Genomic DNA, 14,869 nt, shown 5'->3' with positions numbered 1-14,869 from the left:
GGGCGCTGGACTAAACCTGCGCGAAATGCCCCACAGCCTTTGGTGAAACATGCTTGATCTGTCCTACGACCTGCCGAAACCCCGCGTGATTGCCGGTGCCAAACACGACTGGGAACTGGTGATCGGGATGGAAGTCCACGCACAGGTGGCCTCGAACGCCAAGCTGTTTTCCGGTGCCTCGACCCAATTCGGGGCCGAGCCGAATTCGAACGTGGCTTTCGTGGATGCGGCGATGCCCGGCATGTTGCCCGTCATCAATGAATATTGCATCGAACAGGCGGTGCGCACGGGGCTGGGCCTGAACGCCGAGATTCACCTGAAATCGGCCTTTGACCGCAAGAATTATTTCTATCCCGACCAGCCGGCAGGTTATCAGATCAGCCAGCTGTACCACCCGATCGTGGGCGAAGGTGAGGTTCTGGTGGAACTGGGCGACGGCACCGCGCGGCCGGTGCGCGTTGAGCGCATCCACATGGAACAGGACGCGGGCAAGTCGATTCACGACATGGACCCCGAGATGTCCTTTGTCGACCTGAACCGCGCAGGCGTCTGCCTGATGGAGATCGTCAGCCGTCCCGACATCCGCAGCGCCGAAGAGGCCGCCGCCTATATCCTGAAGCTGCGTCAGATCATGCGCTATCTCGGCACCTGTGACGGCGACATGCAGAACGGCAACCTGCGCGCGGACGTCAACGTGTCGGTCTGCCGCCCTGGCGCCTACGAACGCTACCGCGAGTCCGGCGATTTCGGGCATCTGGGCACCCGGTGCGAAATCAAGAACATGAACTCCACCCGATTTATCCAGCAGGCGATCGAGGTCGAGGCGCGGCGCCAGATCGCAATCCTGGAGGCAGGCGGCGAAGTGGATCAGGAAACGCGCGGCTTCGATCCCGTCAAGGGCGAGACACGCACCCAGCGCTCGAAGGAAGAGGCGCACGACTATCGCTATTTCCCCGACCCCGACCTGCTGCCGCTGGAGATCGAGCAGGACTGGGTCGACCAGATCAAGGCCACCCTGCCCGAACTGCCCGACGCCAAGAAGGCGCGCTTTATCGGCGACTTCGGCCTGACCGACTATGACGCGTCCGTGCTGACCGCCGATCTGGACAGTGCCGCCTATTTCGAAGCCGTGGCGGCGGGCCGCGACGGCAAGATGGCCGCGAACTGGGTCATCAACGAACTGTTCGGCCGTCTGAAGAAAGACGACAAGGACATCGACCAAAGCCCGGTGACCCCTGCCCAGCTGGGTGGCATCATCGACCTGATCGCCTCGGACGCGATCAGCGGCAAGATCGCCAAGGACGTGTTCGAGATTGCCTATACCACGGGCCGCGACCCCGCCGAGATCGTCGAGACCGAGGGCCTGAAACAGGTCACCGACACCGGCGCGATCGAGGCCGCGGTGGACGAGATCATCGCTGCCAACCCCGATCAGGTCGCCAAGGCGCGCGAGAACCCCAAGCTGGCAGGCTGGTTCGTGGGACAGGTGATGAAGGCGACAGGCGGCAAGGCCAACCCCAAGACCGTCAATGAGCTGGTCGCGCAAAAGCTTCAGGGGTAACGCCCCCTTTCTCTTGGCCTTAAATATCCAAATTCCGGACGCGCCCCACGCGGGCGCGCCGTGACGTCGCGCTTTACCTTGCTGCCTGCACCGCCCACCTTGCGGGCAATCGCAGGCGATCCAAAGGCACATCATGATGGCACCCGCATCCCACCCCGACATCCTGTTTCGCAGCGCGCCGATGGCCGTGCGTCCCGAGTGGATCGACTATAACGGTCATTTGAACATGGCCTATTATTCGGTGCTGATGGATCATTCGGTCGATGACCTCTATCCGCAGTTCGGCTTTGGGCTGGACTACCTCAAGACGACCGGTTGCACGACCTATGTGGCCGAATTCCACATCTGCTACGTGCGCGAGTTGCACGAGGGCGATCAGGTCTATGCGACCGTGCAACTGCTTGATTTTGATGAGAAACGCTTTCACCTCTACCAGGAACTCTGGCACTCTGACGGCTGGCTTGCCGCCACCGGCGAGGGATTGACGCTGCATGTGGATCAGTCCGGTCCGCGTGTCGCACCGATGCCGGAAACCATCCTGACCAACCTGCGGCAGATGCACGCGGCGCACCGCACGCTGCCTTGGCCGGAACGCGCCGGTCGCAGGATCGGAATTGCGCGCAAGGGCTGATGCGCCCTTTCACATCCGCCCCCCAGTTGCTATATCCCCCTCCGCAATGACATCTCAGGGGGCGGCGCACAGGGTCATGAAACACTACGCTTACAAGGTCGTTCCAGCCCCCGCCAAGGGCCTCAAGGGTCAGGGAATCAAAGGCCCCGAGGCGCGCTATGCCCATGCGGTCGAGACGCTGATGAACGAGATGGCCGCCGACGGCTGGGAATACCAGCGCGCCGACACGCTGCCATCGACCGAACGCGCGGGGCTGACGGGGTCCACGACCGAATGGCGGCACCTGCTGATCTTCCGCCGTGCGCTGGTGGAAGAGAGCGTCGCAGAGACCGCCGCACCTGACAGGCCCGAACTGCTGGCCCCGCCTGCCGTGGTTGCCCCTGTCGAAGCACCGAAGGTTTCCGGGTCAGTCGAAGTGGTGCGTGACGAAACGCAGCATGAGGTTACCGAGGATGTCACCACACCGGGCGACGCGACCCCGGACGAGATTCCCGCTAAAGACGCCCCCGCTGAAGACGCTCCTGCAGACGACGTTCGCAAAGAGGATGTTCACGAAGACGGCGTTCACAAAGGCCACGTTCACAAAGGCGACGTTCACGAAACCGACGAAACCGACGCTTACAATGACGAACAGAAATCTCCGCGACGCGGGGCGACGCAGATGCTGTCCGACAACGGCGTCGAGGACACGTCCGAAGTGTCGGGCATGACCAGCTCGCTGCAAAGCCTCGCCAGCCACCGCAACCGCCTGAAAGGTGTCACCAGAGGCGACACCTGACAGGCCCGCTTCACGCGTCGGCGTCGATTGCCAGCGCGTGAATACGTCCCATCAATTCGGCCCCGATGGCCGTATGAACCGCACGGTGACGGGCAATCCTGCTCTGACCCGCCAAGGCATCCGCACGGATGCGCACGTTGAAATGGCTTTGCCCCGCTTCGGGGGCATTTGCATGGCCCGCATGGGACGCGCTGTCGTCCACCACTTCCAATTCGCGCGGTGAAAAGGCATCGTTCAGTTTTTCTGCAATCTCGTCTGCAACTCGCATTCTTTTGCTCACTTTTTTAACTGCGCCCCCTTCTATCTCCGCCCCAATATCCTAAAGTAACGGCCCAGAGTCGATAAGGTTGTCCCAATGTCCAAGTCTGATCCCTTCGGTTTCGATATGTCCGTCTCCTCCGCCAAGAAAAAGAATCCGCGCGGGCGTCGCGGGATGTCGGGGGCATCCGAAACCTCGACCCGCATTTGCGACCATGACGGCTGCGACGAGCCGGGCAAGTACCGCGCGCCCAAGGCACCGGACGTTCTGGACGATTATTTCTGGTTCTGCCAGCAGCACGTGCGCGAATACAATCTGAAGTGGAACTTCTTCGACGGCACCACCGAGGCCGAGTTGAACGCCCAGATGTCCAAGGACAAGGTCTGGGAACGCGCGACCAAGCCGCTGGGCGACCCCGAGGCACGGGCCTGGGCGCGGCTGGGCATTGAGGACCCGCATCAGGTGCTGGGTGCGAACGCCACGCAGAACCCCGGCAAGGCAGGTGGCGCCGGCAAGAAGCTGCCCCCGACCGAACGCCGCGCGATGGACATTCTGGAGGCCAAGGACAGCTGGACCAAGGCCGAGGTGCGCAAGGCCTACAAGCTGCTGATCAAGGTGCTGCACCCCGACATGAACGGCGGCGACCGCTCGCAGGAAGAGCAGTTGCAGGAGGTGATGTGGGCCTGGGACCAGATCAAGGCCAGCAAGAACTTCAAGGACTGAGATTTCCCAAGTCCCCGAAACGAAAAAACGCCCCGCAATTTGCGGGGCGTTCTCGTTTGCGCCAGCCGATATGACCGGCGCATGACCGTGAGTGGTCTTTATTCTGCGGGCAGCAGGACAGCGTCGATCACGTGAATCACGCCGTTCGACTGTTTCACGTCCGCGATGGTCACGGTCGCCGTGCCGCCACGCTCGTCTTCGAGGACAATGCTGTCGCCTTCCATCGAAGCTTGCAGCGTGCAGCCGCCGACTGTGGATACGGCATAGGCGCCGCCGTCAGCATCCGCGATCAAGCCCGCGAGCGCTTCCGACATCACGTCGGCTCCGACCACGTGGCAGGTCAGGATTGTCGTCAGCATTTCCTTGTTCTCGGGCATCAGCAGAGTTTCGACCGTGCCTTCGGGCAGGGCCGCGAATGCGTCGTTGGTCGGTGCGAACACGGTGAACGGGCCTTCACCCGACAGGGTTTCGACCAGACCGGCAGCCTGAACGGCTGCGACCAGCGTGGTGTGATCCTCGGAGTTGACAGCGTTTTCGACAATGTTCTTGTCCGTGTACATCGCGGCGCCGCCGACCATCGGGTTGTCCATGGCGGAGGCTGCGAAGCCGAAGCCGGACAGGCCGAGAACCAGGGCGGATGTGGCGAAGGTTTTAGTAGAAAACATAGTGATCTCCCAATCAAAATTTCATGTACCGACGTTTTGTCGATGTGAGATGTACGGGGCAAAATGCCCGGCAGTTTCAAATGAACGCGGTTTCCTTCATCACAAATAGTTCAACCCACGGTGTTTGATTTGCCCCCCGCACACGCTAAGCGACGCCACGTAGCGCAGCGCGGTGACCATGACCCCGCGCATCCGCGCCCGACCCCCTTGCCCTTCGCCACGATATGTTGCACCACCAGCGGGGTGCGGAAAAACGCGCAAGATACCTAACGACAAGGACAGATGATGGCCGACGGTGACCTGGATATTAATGCAAAACCCACCGAAGAGATTTCCGTGCGCGATGTCTTTGGCATCGACACCGATATGGTCGTCAAAGGCTTTGCCGACGGCTCTGACCGCGTGCCCGACATCGACAGCACCTACAAGTTCGACGCCGACACCACGCTGGCCATCCTTGCCGGGTTCACCCACAACCGCCGGGTGATGATCCAGGGCTATCACGGGACGGGCAAATCGACCCACATCGAACAGGTCGCCGCCCGCCTGAACTGGCCCGCCGTGCGCGTCAACCTCGACAGCCATATCAGCCGGATCGACCTGATCGGCAAGGACGCGATCAAGCTGAAGGACGGCAAGCAGGTCACCGATTTTCAGGAGGGCATCCTGCCCTGGGCGCTGCGCAACCCGACCGCAATCGTGTTCGACGAATATGACGCGGGCCGCGCCGACGTGATGTTCGTGATCCAGCGTGTGCTGGAAGTGGACGGCAAGCTGACGCTGCTGGACCAGAACAAGGTGATCCACCCGCATCCCTATTTCCGCATCTTCGCCACCGCCAACACCGTCGGTCTGGGCGACACCACGGGTCTCTATCACGGCACCCAGCAGATCAACCAGGGCCAGATGGACCGCTGGTCGCTGGTCTCGACGCTGAACTATCTGTCGATCGACGCGGAAACCGCGATCGTGCTGTCGAAGAACCCGCATTACAACACCGCCGAGGGCCGCAAGACCGTCAAGCAGATGGTGACCGTCGCGGACCTGACGCGCACCGCCTTCATGAACGGTGATCTGTCGACCGTGATGAGCCCGCGGACCGTCATCGCATGGGCCCAGAACGCCGAGATCTTCCGCAATATCGGCTATGCGTTCCGCCTGTCGTTCCTGAACAAATGCGACGAGCTTGAGCGTCAGACGGTCGCTGAGTTCTACCAGCGCCTGTTCGACGAAGAGCTGCCGGAATCGGCGGCCAGCGTGAGCATGGGGTGAGCCTGAAGGCGCTGACAACCGCAGCCGCCCTTGGCGTGCTCGGCGTCGGCGCCGCAGGGGCCGCCCGATTGACGGACGCCGCAGGGGCCGCAAGCGATCCGTCGCTTTACCCTGCCGCCCAATGCGCAGCCCTGTGGCTGGGATATTCGGACTACGCGGCGCGCTCGCTGTATCTGGAGGTCGATCCCACCGACGCCGCCCGCGCTGCCGCGTTCCGCGCTGTTGCAATTCGCCTTGGCACATCGTCCCGCGCCGAAATCGACATATATATCGCGGAGCAACGCCCGCTGATGGAACTGCTGGTCGAGGCAATGATCTTTGGCCGCGACCGTCAAAGCGCGGATGTGTTTGAAGCCCTCGGAGAAACCTGCCAAAGTTTCGCCAAGGACCACCCCGAGACCCGAAAGCTGTCATGAGCAAACCATCAGACAATCCCGCAGACGCGTTCAAGAAGGCGCTTGGTGAAGCGACCAAGGTCATGGCCAATGACCCCGATCTGAACGTCAGCTACTCTGCCGACCCGTCGGGGCTGTCGGGCGATGCGATGCGGCTGCCGCAGGTGACCCGCCGCATGACCCGCCAGGAGGTGCTGCTGGCACGCGGCACGGCCGATGCGCTGGCGCTGAACCGGCGGTACCACAACGGGCAGACCCATTCGAAATACCTGCCCTCGGGCGAGGTGGCGCGCGAGCTGTACGAGGCGATGGAAACCGCCCGCTGCGAGGCGATGGGCGCGCGCGACATGCCCGGCACCGCAGGCAACATCGACGCCAAGATCGCCAACGAGGCGGCACGCAAGGGCTATGATCAGGTCAAGCAGGCGTCCGAAGTGCCGCTGTCCACCGCCGCGGGCTATCTGATCCGCCATCTGGCCACGGGCCGGCAACTGCCCGCAGGGGCACAGAACGCGATGGAGCTGTGGCGCGGTTTCATCGAGGATCAGGCCGGCGTGACGCTGGATAACCTTGACGAGACACTGGACAATCAGGCGAACTTTGCCCGCTTTTCCCGTCAGATCATCAAGGATCTGGGCTATGGCGACCAGATCGGTGACGACCCCGATCAGGTGGACGAGGATCAGGAAGATCAGGCCGAAGAGGGCGCCGAAGAGGAACAGGACCCCGACAGCAGCGGCAACGACGAAGACGACGGCGAAGAGGCCGAAGGTTCGCCCGAGCAGTCGCAGGAAGAACAGCAGGACGCGAGCCAGGCCCAGGTCTCGATGGACGAGATGGCCGATCAGGAGATGGGCGAAGAGGCCGAGATGCCCGAGGGCGAAGCGCCGCTTGAGCCGCCTGCCCCGCAGCCTGCCAGCGACGCCGACCCGGATTACAAGGTGTTCCTGGCGACCCACGACGAGGAAATCAGCGCCGACGAGCTGGCCGAACCGGTCGAGCTGGAACGCCTGCGCGCCTATCTGGACCAGCAGCTGGAACCTCTGAAGGGGGCCGTCAGCCGTCTTGCCAACAAGTTGCAGCGCCGTTTGCAGGCCCAGCAGAACCGGTCATGGGAGTTCGATCTGGAAGAGGGCACGCTGGACGCGGGCCGTCTGGCGCGGATCGTGGCAAACCCGACCACGCCGCTGAGCTTCAAGGTCGAGAAGGACACCGAGTTTCGCGATACCGTCGTGACGCTGCTGCTGGACAACTCCGGCTCGATGCGGGGGCGGCCGATCAGCATCGCCGCGATCTGCGCCGATGTTCTGGCCCGCACGCTGGAGCGGTGCAACGTCAAGGTCGAGATCCTGGGCTTTACCACGCGCGCGTGGAAAGGCGGACAGGCCCGCGAGGCATGGCTGAACGAGGGCCGCCCGCAAACGCCGGGGCGTCTGAACGATCTGCGCCACATCATCTACAAATCCGCCGACGCGCCGTGGCGTCGGGCGCGGCCCAACCTGGGGCTGATGATGAAAGAAGGCCTGCTGAAGGAAAACATCGACGGCGAGGCGCTGGAATGGGCGCACCGCCGGATGGTCAACCGTGCGGAATCGCGCAAGATCCTGATGGTGATTTCCGACGGCGCGCCGGTGGATGACAGCACGCTGAGCGTCAACCCCGCCAACTATCTGGAAAAACACCTGCGTGACGTGATCGCGATGATCGAGAAACGCCGCGCGGTCGAGCTGTTGGCAATCGGGATCGGGCACGATGTGACGCGCTATTACGACCGCGCCGTCACGATCACCGATGTGGATCAGCTGGCCGGGGCGATGACCGAGCAACTGGCCGCCCTGTTCGACAGCGACCCGCGTGCCCGCGCGCGCGTGATGGGGATGCGCAACGTCAGATAGCGGCCCTGCGGGGCGAGTTTATTTTGCAAGATGAAGAGGATGCAGGCCCGATGTACCAGTCGTTCGAAGTGACCGCCCGACCCGAGCAGGGGCCGCCCCGACTGAAAGACCTGCGCGCGGAACTGGCAGCACAGGGGCTGGACGGGTTTCTGGTGCCGCGCGCCGATGCGCATCAGGGCGAATATGTCTCGCCACGCGACGACCGGCTGGTGTGGCTGACGGGGTTCACCGGATCGGCAGGGTTTTGCGCCGTGCTGCCCGACGTGGCGGGCGTGTTCATCGACGGGCGTTATCGCACGCAGATCAAGACGCAGGTGGCCGATGTCTATACGCCGGTGCACTGGCCCGAGACCGGGCTGGCCGATTGGCTGATTGCACAGATGCCACAGGGCGGCGTGATCGGGTTCGATGCGTGGCTGCACACCGCAGGGCAGATCGAACAGCTGACAGAGGCGCTGGCGGGCACGCCCATCACGCTCAAGCCGGTCGGGAATATGGTCGATGCGATCTGGAAGGATCAGCCCGGCCCCGCGATGGCCCCGGCCAAGGTGCATCCGCTGGAGTTCGCGGGCGAAAGCCACGACGCCAAGCGCGCGCGTCTGGGGCACGAGCTGGCCCGCGCCGGGCAAAAGGCGGCGATCATCACCCTGCCCGACAGTCTGGCCTGGCTGTTGAACATCCGCGGTGCCGACATCCGCTGCAACCCGGTGGCGCAGGGCTTTGCCGTGCTGCATGCGGATGCGCGGGTGGACCTGTTCATGGCGGATGCCAAGCTGCAAGAGGTGCGCGACCATCTGGGGCCGGATGTTACCCCGCATGCGCCCGAGGAGTTCCTGACGCGGATTGCCGCCCTCGAAGGCCTTGTGCGGATGGAGAAGAGTTCTGTGCCCGCCATCGTTGCCGCAGCCGTCGGCGAGAACGGCACATGGGGCGACGATCCTTGCGCGCTGCCCAAGGCCTGCAAGAACGCAGCCGAGATCGAAGGCAGCGCCAGCGCGCACCTGCGTGACGGGGCGGCGGTGGTCGAACTGTTGGCCTGGCTGGATGCGCAGGCCCCCGGCAGCCTGACCGAAACGCAGGTGGTCACCAAGCTGGAAGCGTTCCGGCGCAGTGACAATGCGTTGCAGGACATCAGTTTCGACACCATCTCGGGCACCGGGCCGAACGGGGCGATCAACCATTACCACGTCAACGAAGACACCGATCTGACACTGGAGGACGGGCATCTGCTGGTTCTGGACAGCGGCGGGCAATATCTGGACGGGACCACCGACATCACCCGCACCATCGCCATCGGCGCGCCCGGGTCGGACGAGTGTGCCGCCTATACCCGCGTGCTGATGGGCATGATCGCAGTGTCGCGCCTGCGCTGGCCTGCAGGTCTTGCCGGGCGCGATATCGAGGCGATCGGACGTGCGCCGCTGTGGTATGCACATCAGGATTTCGATCACGGGTTGGGGCACGGCGTCGGTGCCTATCTGTCGGTGCACGAGGGGCCGCAGCGGCTGTCGCGGGCCAGCCACGTGCCGCTGAAACCGGGCATGATCCTGTCGAACGAGCCGGGATATTACCGCGAGGGGGCCTTCGGCATCCGGCTGGAGAACCTGCTGGTGGTGGAACCTGCCATTGCGCCCGAGGGGGGCGACGCGCACCGTTCGATGCTGTCCTGGCGCACGCTGACATTCGTGCCGCTGGACCGCCGTTTGATCCTGCCCGAACAGATGGACGCTGCGTCGCGCGACTGGCTGAACGCCTATCACGCCGAGGTTCTGGAAAAGATCGGGCCGCGCGTCAGTGCCGATGCGCTGGAATGGCTAAAGAACGCCACGGCACGCATCTGACACATAGCGGGACTGTTACAAAGCTGCTAAAGACTGCCTTCAGCATTCCCGAGGAGGACATATCATGGCCAATCACATCACAATCCGCCCTGCCAGCGGCAAATGGACCGTGCGCGCCGGTGGTGCCGTCATCGGCGAAAGCGAAGATGCGCTGGAACTGACCGAGGGCGACTATCCCTTCGTGATCTATTTCCCACGCGGCGACATCGCCACCGCGTTTCTGGACCAGACCGACAAGACCAGCCATTGCCCGCACAAGGGCGACGCCAGTTATTATTCGGTGGTCACCAAGTCCACCACGCTCGACAATGTCGCGTGGAGCTATGAAGACCCCAAGGCCGAGGTGGCCGAGATCAAGGGCTATCTGGCGTTTTACGCGGGCAACGGCGTCACGGTTGAAAAAATCTGAACGGTAGAACGGCGACGGCGTCAGGAGTGTTCTTCTGCCGCCGTCGCCGCCAATGCGCGGTTGTAGGCGCGCAAGGCATCCACATGGAACAATGCGCCCAGCAGTTCGGGCGGCATGTCCTCTCCTCTCAAGGTCACCACCGGGATGAACGTCACGGATGCGGTCTCGAACACCGGCATCGCCGCTTCCAGCGTGGCGGAGCCGTCGAGATAGGTGCCCTCGCGGACCATGTCCCAGCAGGCGGTGTCATCGGCGGCACGTGGATCATCGGGCTTGCGCATCACGCTTGTCACCCGGAACATCGCCAGCAGATAGGCCTGCGGCCCTGCGGCCAGATGCACCCCGCGCCGCTCAAGCTGCGTGAGGAAAAAGCTGCGGTGCACCAGACGGCTGGCGAGCGCGGTGCTGAGCGAGACCGACACCATCACGGCAAGGCCGGTCTGCCAGTCGCCCGTCAGTTCGAACACGATCAGCGTGGTCGAGATCGGCGCGCCCAGCACGGCGGCGGCGACAGCGCCCATGCCCGCCAGCGCATAGAGCGTGACCGAGCCTGACACGTCTGGAAACACGGATGTGGCGATCAGGCCAAAGGCGAGGCCCGTCAGCGCCCCGACCATCAGCGAGGGCGAAAACACCCCGCCGCCCATGCGCCCGGCCATGGTGATCGCGACCGCGATGACCTTGAGCACGGCAAAGATCATCACCTCGCGCAGCCCCAGTTCGCCGGTCAGCGCGAGCGAGGTGGTTTCATAGCCGACGCCGATGATGTGGGGATAGAAAATCGCGATGCCGCCCAGCAGGCCGCCCGCCACCGCGGGCCGCAACCAGCGCGGCAGGCCGGTGCGGGTCTGGACGACGGTGCCGAAATTGTCGGCGAGAAAGATCGTGCGCATCAGCACCACGGCGACCAGCCCGCTGACCAGCCCTAGCATCAGATAGGCGGGCAGTTCGACATAGAATTGCAGCATCTCGGGCTGGGCCAGGCGAAACTCGGTCACGCCGCCGAACTCGATCCGGTTGATGACCGTGCCAGCCACCGAGGCGATCACGATGGGGGCGAAGGCGTGGACGGCAAAGTGGCGCAACACCACCTCGAGTGCAAAGAGCGCGCCCGCGATGGGCGCGTTAAAGCTGGCAGAGACGGCGGCGGCCACGGCGCATCCCAGAAGATCGCGCCCGGTGACGCCGTCGGCCTTGATCAGGCGGCAAACCTTGGTCGAGATCACTGCCGCCATGTGGACTACCGGACCCTCGCGGCCCGTCGATCCGCCGGACGACAGCGTGATGAAGGAGGCCACGGCCGATGCAACGCCTGCGCGCGTTTCGACGCGGCCATCGTGCATCGCGGCTCCCTCGATCACCTCGGCCACGCTGCGCGCGCGCCCGTCGCGGGTGAAGGTGTGCAGGATGATGCCGACGGCCAGCCCGCCAAAGATCGGGATCATCAAGATCCAGTACCACGGCAGGCTTTGTGCGAAACTGTGCAGATACTGCACATCGTCCGTGCCGTAGAGCAGCGACTGCAAGCTGTTGATGCCCTTGCGGAAAAACAATGCGGCAAAGCCTGCGCCGATGCCGATCAGCAGGGCGATGAACCAGAACTGTACCTGTGACGGGCCACGCTGGCGGATCACCCGAAAGCCGTCGCGGCAGGCACTCAGGGCCTGGCCGTAGGACTGCGCAAGGAACGTTTGCCTGGGGGTGGTCATTGAAGGGTCATGTCTGCGTCATGGGCTGGCTTTTCTCCGCTGTCCTATCTCTAGGTCAAGCTGCGCCAAACCAAAAGCCCCGTGGTTGCGTGGTCCCGCGGGGGAATGTCCTGAACGCTCACCCGTCCAGCAAGGCGCTGGCCGCTGCGCGCGCCGCATCCGTCACCTGATCACCCGCCAGCATCCGCGCCACTTCGTCGACGCGCGCGGGCGCATCCAGCGGGATCACCTGCGATGTGGTCATGCCCTTGCTGACCGATTTCGACACCTGCCAGTGGTGCGCGCCCAATGCCGCGACCTGCGGCGAGTGGGTCACGACCAGAACCTGCCCGCCCTCTGCCAGTGCCTTCAAGCGACGACCGACGGCATCGGCGGTGGCACCGCCCACACCGCGGTCGATTTCGTCGAAGATCATCGTGAGGCCCGCCTGCCCGCCTGCCAGACAGACCTTCAGCGCCAAAAGGAAGCGGCTGAGCTCACCGCCCGAGGCGATCTTGTTCAGCGGACCAGCCGGAGCGCCGGGGTTGGTGGCGACGGTAAAGGCCACCGCATCGCGGCCTTCGGGGCCCGGCGCCTCGTCGCTGATGCGGGTGTTGAACACCGCGCGCTCCATTTTAAGGGGGGCAAGCTCGGCGCTGACGGCCTTGTCCAGCTTGCCTGCCGCCTTGGTACGCGCTTGCGTCAGATCGGTGGCGGCAGTGTCATAGGCGGCTTCGGCCTGTGTCAGCGCCTTGCGCAACTCGGCCAGATCGGCGTCGCCTGCGTCCAGCGCGTCCAGCTTTTCACGCAGCCCCTGCGCAAAGCCCGAAAGATCGTCAGCGGCCACATCATGTTTGCGGGCCAGCGCGCGGATCGCGAACAGGCGCTCTTCGGCCTCTTCCAGTTCGCTTGCGTTGAACGACAGCCCGTCTATGGCGGCGACAATACCGCTTTGGGCCTCGTCCAGTTCGACCATCGCGCGCCCAAGGGCCGCCATCGCGCCGTCAAGCGTTCCTTCGGCCTTGTCCACCGCGCCTTCGAGCCAGCGCAGGGCGTTGTTCATCGCGCCCTCTGCGCCGTCGTAGCCCAGGATCTCGTAGGCCTTGACCACATCGGCGCGGATGCGTTCAGCGGCCTGCATCAGACGGCGGCGGGTGTCGAGCTGCGCCTCTTCGCCCGGTTCGGGGGCAAGCTGGTCCAGTTCGGTCACCGCGTGGCGCAGGAACTCCTCTTCGGCGCGGATCGCTTCCATCGCCGCCTCGGCCTTGTCCAGCGCCTTGCGGGCCTTGCCGACCGTGCTCCAGGCCGTGCGCACAGCGGCCTTGCGCGGCGCGAGCCCGGCAAATTCGTCCAGGATATCGCGGTGCCCGCGCGGGTTCAGCAGGCCGCGATCGTCGTGCTGGCCGTGCAGTTCCACCAGCGTATCAGACAGGGCCCGCAGAACCTCGCCCGAGCAGCGGCGGTCGTTGACCCACGCCGTCTTGCGTCCGTCGGCAGTGTTGATGCGGCGCAGGATCAATTCGTCGCTGACCGGCAATCCGGCCTCTTCCAGCACTGCGCGGGCGCCATGGCCCTCGGGCAGATCGAACCAGGCGGTGACCTCGCCCTGCGCGGCCCCTTGGCGGACCAGATCGGCGCGCCCGCGCCAGCCCAGCACGAACCCGAGCGAATCCAGCAGGATCGACTTGCCCGCCCCGGTCTCGCCGGTCAGCACGTTCAGACCCGGCTGAAACGCAAGCTCCAGCCGGTCGATGATAAGCATGTCCGAGATATCGAGCCCGCGCAGCATGTCAGTTGCCTGTCGGGTGGATGCAACCGGTGAGGATTACAGCCACCGCCCCTGAATCATCTGGCGGTAGATCTGGCTGAGCCAGTTGTCGCCCGCCGATTCCAGTTCCAGCCCGCGACCCGTGAGCAGCTTGTAGCTGTCCTCGTACCAGTCGGTCGAGCGGAAGTTGTAGCCCAGAATGGCCCCGGCGGTCTGCGCCTCCTGGGTCAGGCCAAGCGACAGATAGGCCTCGACCAGACGGTGCAGCGCCTCGGCGGTGTGCGACGTGGTCTGGAAATCCTCGACGACCACACGGAACCGGTTGATCGACGCGATGTAGTTGCCGCGCCGCAGATAATAGCGCCCGACCTCCATCTCCTTGCCGGCGAGGTGGTCGAAGGCCAGATCGAACTTGAGAATCGAGGACTTGGCGTATTCGCTGTCGGGATACCGCTCGATCACCTGACGCAGCGATTGCAGCGCCTGGAACGTCAGACCCTGATCGCGACCGACCTCGTCGATCTGATCGTAATAGCTGAGCGCCAGAAGATACTGCGCATAGGCCGCGTCATCTTCGTCTGGGTAGAAGTCGATGAACCGCTGCGACGCCGACCGGGAGTTTTCGTAATCCTTGTCGCGGTGATAGGCAAAGGCCTGCATGATAAGCGCGCGCTTGGCCCATTCGGAATAGGGATAAAGCCGTTCAATTTCAGCGAAGTAGAACGCCGCCTGATCGGGGTTGCTCTGTTCGAGCTCGTATTCGCCGCGCTCGAAGATCTGCTGGGCGGTGAATGTCTCAAGCGGCACTTCTTGCTGGTTGAAGATGCTGCCGGTCTTGGGGCGACCTGCGTCCGTCCCGCAAGCGCTCAACGCTGTCGCCATTACAAGGGCACATATTACCCCGGTCCGGGTCCCGCCGCTGGTCATGCCTTGCCATCCTCATCACTGTCCGTCGTCTGCTGTGCAGACTGAATTACACTGTCT

14 protein-coding genes are annotated in these 14,869 nt (G+C 63.8%); 9 read left to right on the top strand and 5 right to left on the bottom strand.

Annotation, left to right across the window (positions count from 1 at the left end):
* The first annotated feature begins 49 nt into the window (after positions 1–49).
* From gatB to NTA49_RS07645, 3 genes are all read left to right on the top strand, one after another.
* On the top strand, positions 50–1,561 hold the full coding sequence (gene gatB, locus NTA49_RS07655) for an Asp-tRNA(Asn)/Glu-tRNA(Gln) amidotransferase subunit GatB (protein ID WP_258294101.1): 1,512 nt from the start codon (positions 50–52) through the stop codon (positions 1,559–1,561).
* A gap of 136 nt (positions 1,562–1,697) precedes the next feature.
* A complete protein-coding gene (locus tag NTA49_RS07650; RefSeq protein ID WP_258294100.1) occupies positions 1,698–2,192 on the top strand; it encodes a thioesterase family protein in 495 nt (164 codons plus the stop codon).
* A 76-nt stretch (positions 2,193–2,268) separates the two neighbouring features.
* On the top strand, positions 2,269–2,970 hold the full coding sequence (locus NTA49_RS07645; RefSeq protein WP_258294099.1) for a DUF4177 domain-containing protein: 702 nt from the start codon (positions 2,269–2,271) through the stop codon (positions 2,968–2,970).
* Between the two features lie 10 nt (positions 2,971–2,980).
* Here NTA49_RS07645 and NTA49_RS07640 read toward each other — a convergent pair whose 3' ends face one another.
* The gene (locus NTA49_RS07640; RefSeq protein WP_258294098.1) at positions 2,981–3,238 is read right to left on the bottom strand and encodes a BolA family protein; all 258 of its coding nucleotides are present in this window, start codon (positions 3,236–3,238) and stop codon (positions 2,981–2,983) included.
* A gap of 87 nt (positions 3,239–3,325) precedes the next feature.
* On the opposite strand from NTA49_RS07640, the gene NTA49_RS07635 reads away from it, so the two are divergent.
* Entirely contained in the window at positions 3,326–3,952 is a 627-nt protein-coding gene (locus NTA49_RS07635) for a J domain-containing protein (RefSeq protein WP_258294097.1), read from the top strand.
* A gap of 98 nt (positions 3,953–4,050) precedes the next feature.
* On the opposite strand, the gene NTA49_RS07630 is transcribed toward NTA49_RS07635, so the two are convergent.
* Positions 4,051–4,617, bottom strand: coding sequence for a fasciclin domain-containing protein (locus tag NTA49_RS07630; RefSeq protein WP_258294096.1), 567 nt, complete (start codon positions 4,615–4,617; stop codon positions 4,051–4,053).
* Positions 4,618–4,902: 285 nt separating this feature from the next.
* Here NTA49_RS07630 and cobS point away from each other — a divergent pair, with 285 nt between their 5' ends.
* The 5 genes from cobS (at position 4,903) to NTA49_RS07605 (ending at position 10,429) form a co-directional block, all read left to right on the top strand.
* Complete coding sequence (cobS, locus tag NTA49_RS07625) at positions 4,903–5,889, top strand: cobaltochelatase subunit CobS (RefSeq protein ID WP_261368198.1); 987 nt, start codon at positions 4,903–4,905, stop codon at positions 5,887–5,889.
* Complete coding sequence (locus NTA49_RS07620; protein ID WP_258294094.1) at positions 5,886–6,305, top strand: hypothetical protein; 420 nt, start codon at positions 5,886–5,888, stop codon at positions 6,303–6,305. Before cobS ends, NTA49_RS07620 begins: the two co-directional genes overlap by 4 nt.
* Positions 6,302–8,179: a cobaltochelatase subunit CobT gene (gene cobT, locus NTA49_RS07615; protein ID WP_258294093.1), complete on the top strand. Its 1,878-nt coding sequence runs from the start codon at positions 6,302–6,304 to the stop codon at positions 8,177–8,179. The genes NTA49_RS07620 and cobT overlap by 4 nt, the downstream gene beginning before the upstream one ends.
* Before the next feature lie 50 nt (positions 8,180–8,229).
* On the top strand, positions 8,230–10,020 hold the full coding sequence (locus tag NTA49_RS07610; protein ID WP_261368211.1) for an aminopeptidase P family protein: 1,791 nt from the start codon (positions 8,230–8,232) through the stop codon (positions 10,018–10,020).
* 64 nt (positions 10,021–10,084) lie between these two features.
* Positions 10,085–10,429 (top strand): DUF427 domain-containing protein, encoded by a 345-nt coding sequence (locus NTA49_RS07605; protein WP_258294091.1) that lies wholly within the window; start codon positions 10,085–10,087, stop codon positions 10,427–10,429.
* Between the two features lie 20 nt (positions 10,430–10,449).
* On the opposite strand, the gene NTA49_RS07600 is transcribed toward NTA49_RS07605, so the two are convergent.
* The 3 genes from NTA49_RS07600 to NTA49_RS07590 form a co-directional block, all read right to left on the bottom strand.
* The gene (locus NTA49_RS07600; protein ID WP_258294090.1) at positions 10,450–12,138 is read right to left on the bottom strand and encodes a chloride channel protein; all 1,689 of its coding nucleotides are present in this window, start codon (positions 12,136–12,138) and stop codon (positions 10,450–10,452) included.
* Positions 12,139–12,256: 118 nt separating this feature from the next.
* On the bottom strand, positions 12,257–13,906 hold the full coding sequence (gene recN, locus NTA49_RS07595) for a DNA repair protein RecN (RefSeq protein WP_258294089.1): 1,650 nt from the start codon (positions 13,904–13,906) through the stop codon (positions 12,257–12,259).
* A gap of 36 nt (positions 13,907–13,942) precedes the next feature.
* Positions 13,943–14,812 carry an outer membrane protein assembly factor BamD gene (locus NTA49_RS07590; RefSeq protein WP_258294088.1) on the bottom strand — a complete coding sequence of 290 codons (870 nt, stop codon included), beginning with the start codon at positions 14,810–14,812 and terminating at the stop codon, positions 13,943–13,945.
* Between the last annotated feature and the right edge of the window lie 57 nt (positions 14,813–14,869).

The organism is Pseudosulfitobacter koreensis (assembly GCF_024733015.1).
Taxonomy (GTDB): Bacteria; Pseudomonadota; Alphaproteobacteria; order Rhodobacterales; family Rhodobacteraceae; genus Pseudosulfitobacter; species Pseudosulfitobacter koreensis.
Note: the sequence above shows the minus strand (reverse complement) of the source record. Positions and strands in the feature narration are given on the sequence as shown.

What these genes read in the sequence shown, in the direction of transcription:
- gatB (WP_258294101.1), top strand. Translation starts at nt 50, where the DNA reads ATGCTTGATCTGTCCTACGACCTGCCGAAACCCCGCGTGATTGCCGGT.
- NTA49_RS07650 (WP_258294100.1), top strand. Translation starts at nt 1,698, where the DNA reads ATGGCACCCGCATCCCACCCCGACATCCTGTTTCGCAGCGCGCCGATG.
- NTA49_RS07645 (WP_258294099.1), top strand. Translation starts at nt 2,269, where the DNA reads ATGAAACACTACGCTTACAAGGTCGTTCCAGCCCCCGCCAAGGGCCTC.
- NTA49_RS07640 (WP_258294098.1), bottom strand. Translation starts at nt 3,238, where the DNA reads ATGCGAGTTGCAGACGAGATTGCAGAAAAACTGAACGATGCCTTTTCA.
- NTA49_RS07635 (WP_258294097.1), top strand. Translation starts at nt 3,326, where the DNA reads ATGTCCAAGTCTGATCCCTTCGGTTTCGATATGTCCGTCTCCTCCGCC.
- NTA49_RS07630 (WP_258294096.1), bottom strand. Translation starts at nt 4,617, where the DNA reads ATGTTTTCTACTAAAACCTTCGCCACATCCGCCCTGGTTCTCGGCCTG.
- cobS (WP_261368198.1), top strand. Translation starts at nt 4,903, where the DNA reads ATGGCCGACGGTGACCTGGATATTAATGCAAAACCCACCGAAGAGATT.
- cobT (WP_258294093.1), top strand. Translation starts at nt 6,302, where the DNA reads ATGAGCAAACCATCAGACAATCCCGCAGACGCGTTCAAGAAGGCGCTT.
- NTA49_RS07610 (WP_261368211.1), top strand. Translation starts at nt 8,230, where the DNA reads ATGTACCAGTCGTTCGAAGTGACCGCCCGACCCGAGCAGGGGCCGCCC.
- NTA49_RS07605 (WP_258294091.1), top strand. Translation starts at nt 10,085, where the DNA reads ATGGCCAATCACATCACAATCCGCCCTGCCAGCGGCAAATGGACCGTG.
- NTA49_RS07600 (WP_258294090.1), bottom strand. Translation starts at nt 12,138, where the DNA reads ATGACCACCCCCAGGCAAACGTTCCTTGCGCAGTCCTACGGCCAGGCC.
- recN (WP_258294089.1), bottom strand. Translation starts at nt 13,906, where the DNA reads ATGCTGCGCGGGCTCGATATCTCGGACATGCTTATCATCGACCGGCTG.
- NTA49_RS07590 (WP_258294088.1), bottom strand. Translation starts at nt 14,812, where the DNA reads ATGACCAGCGGCGGGACCCGGACCGGGGTAATATGTGCCCTTGTAATG.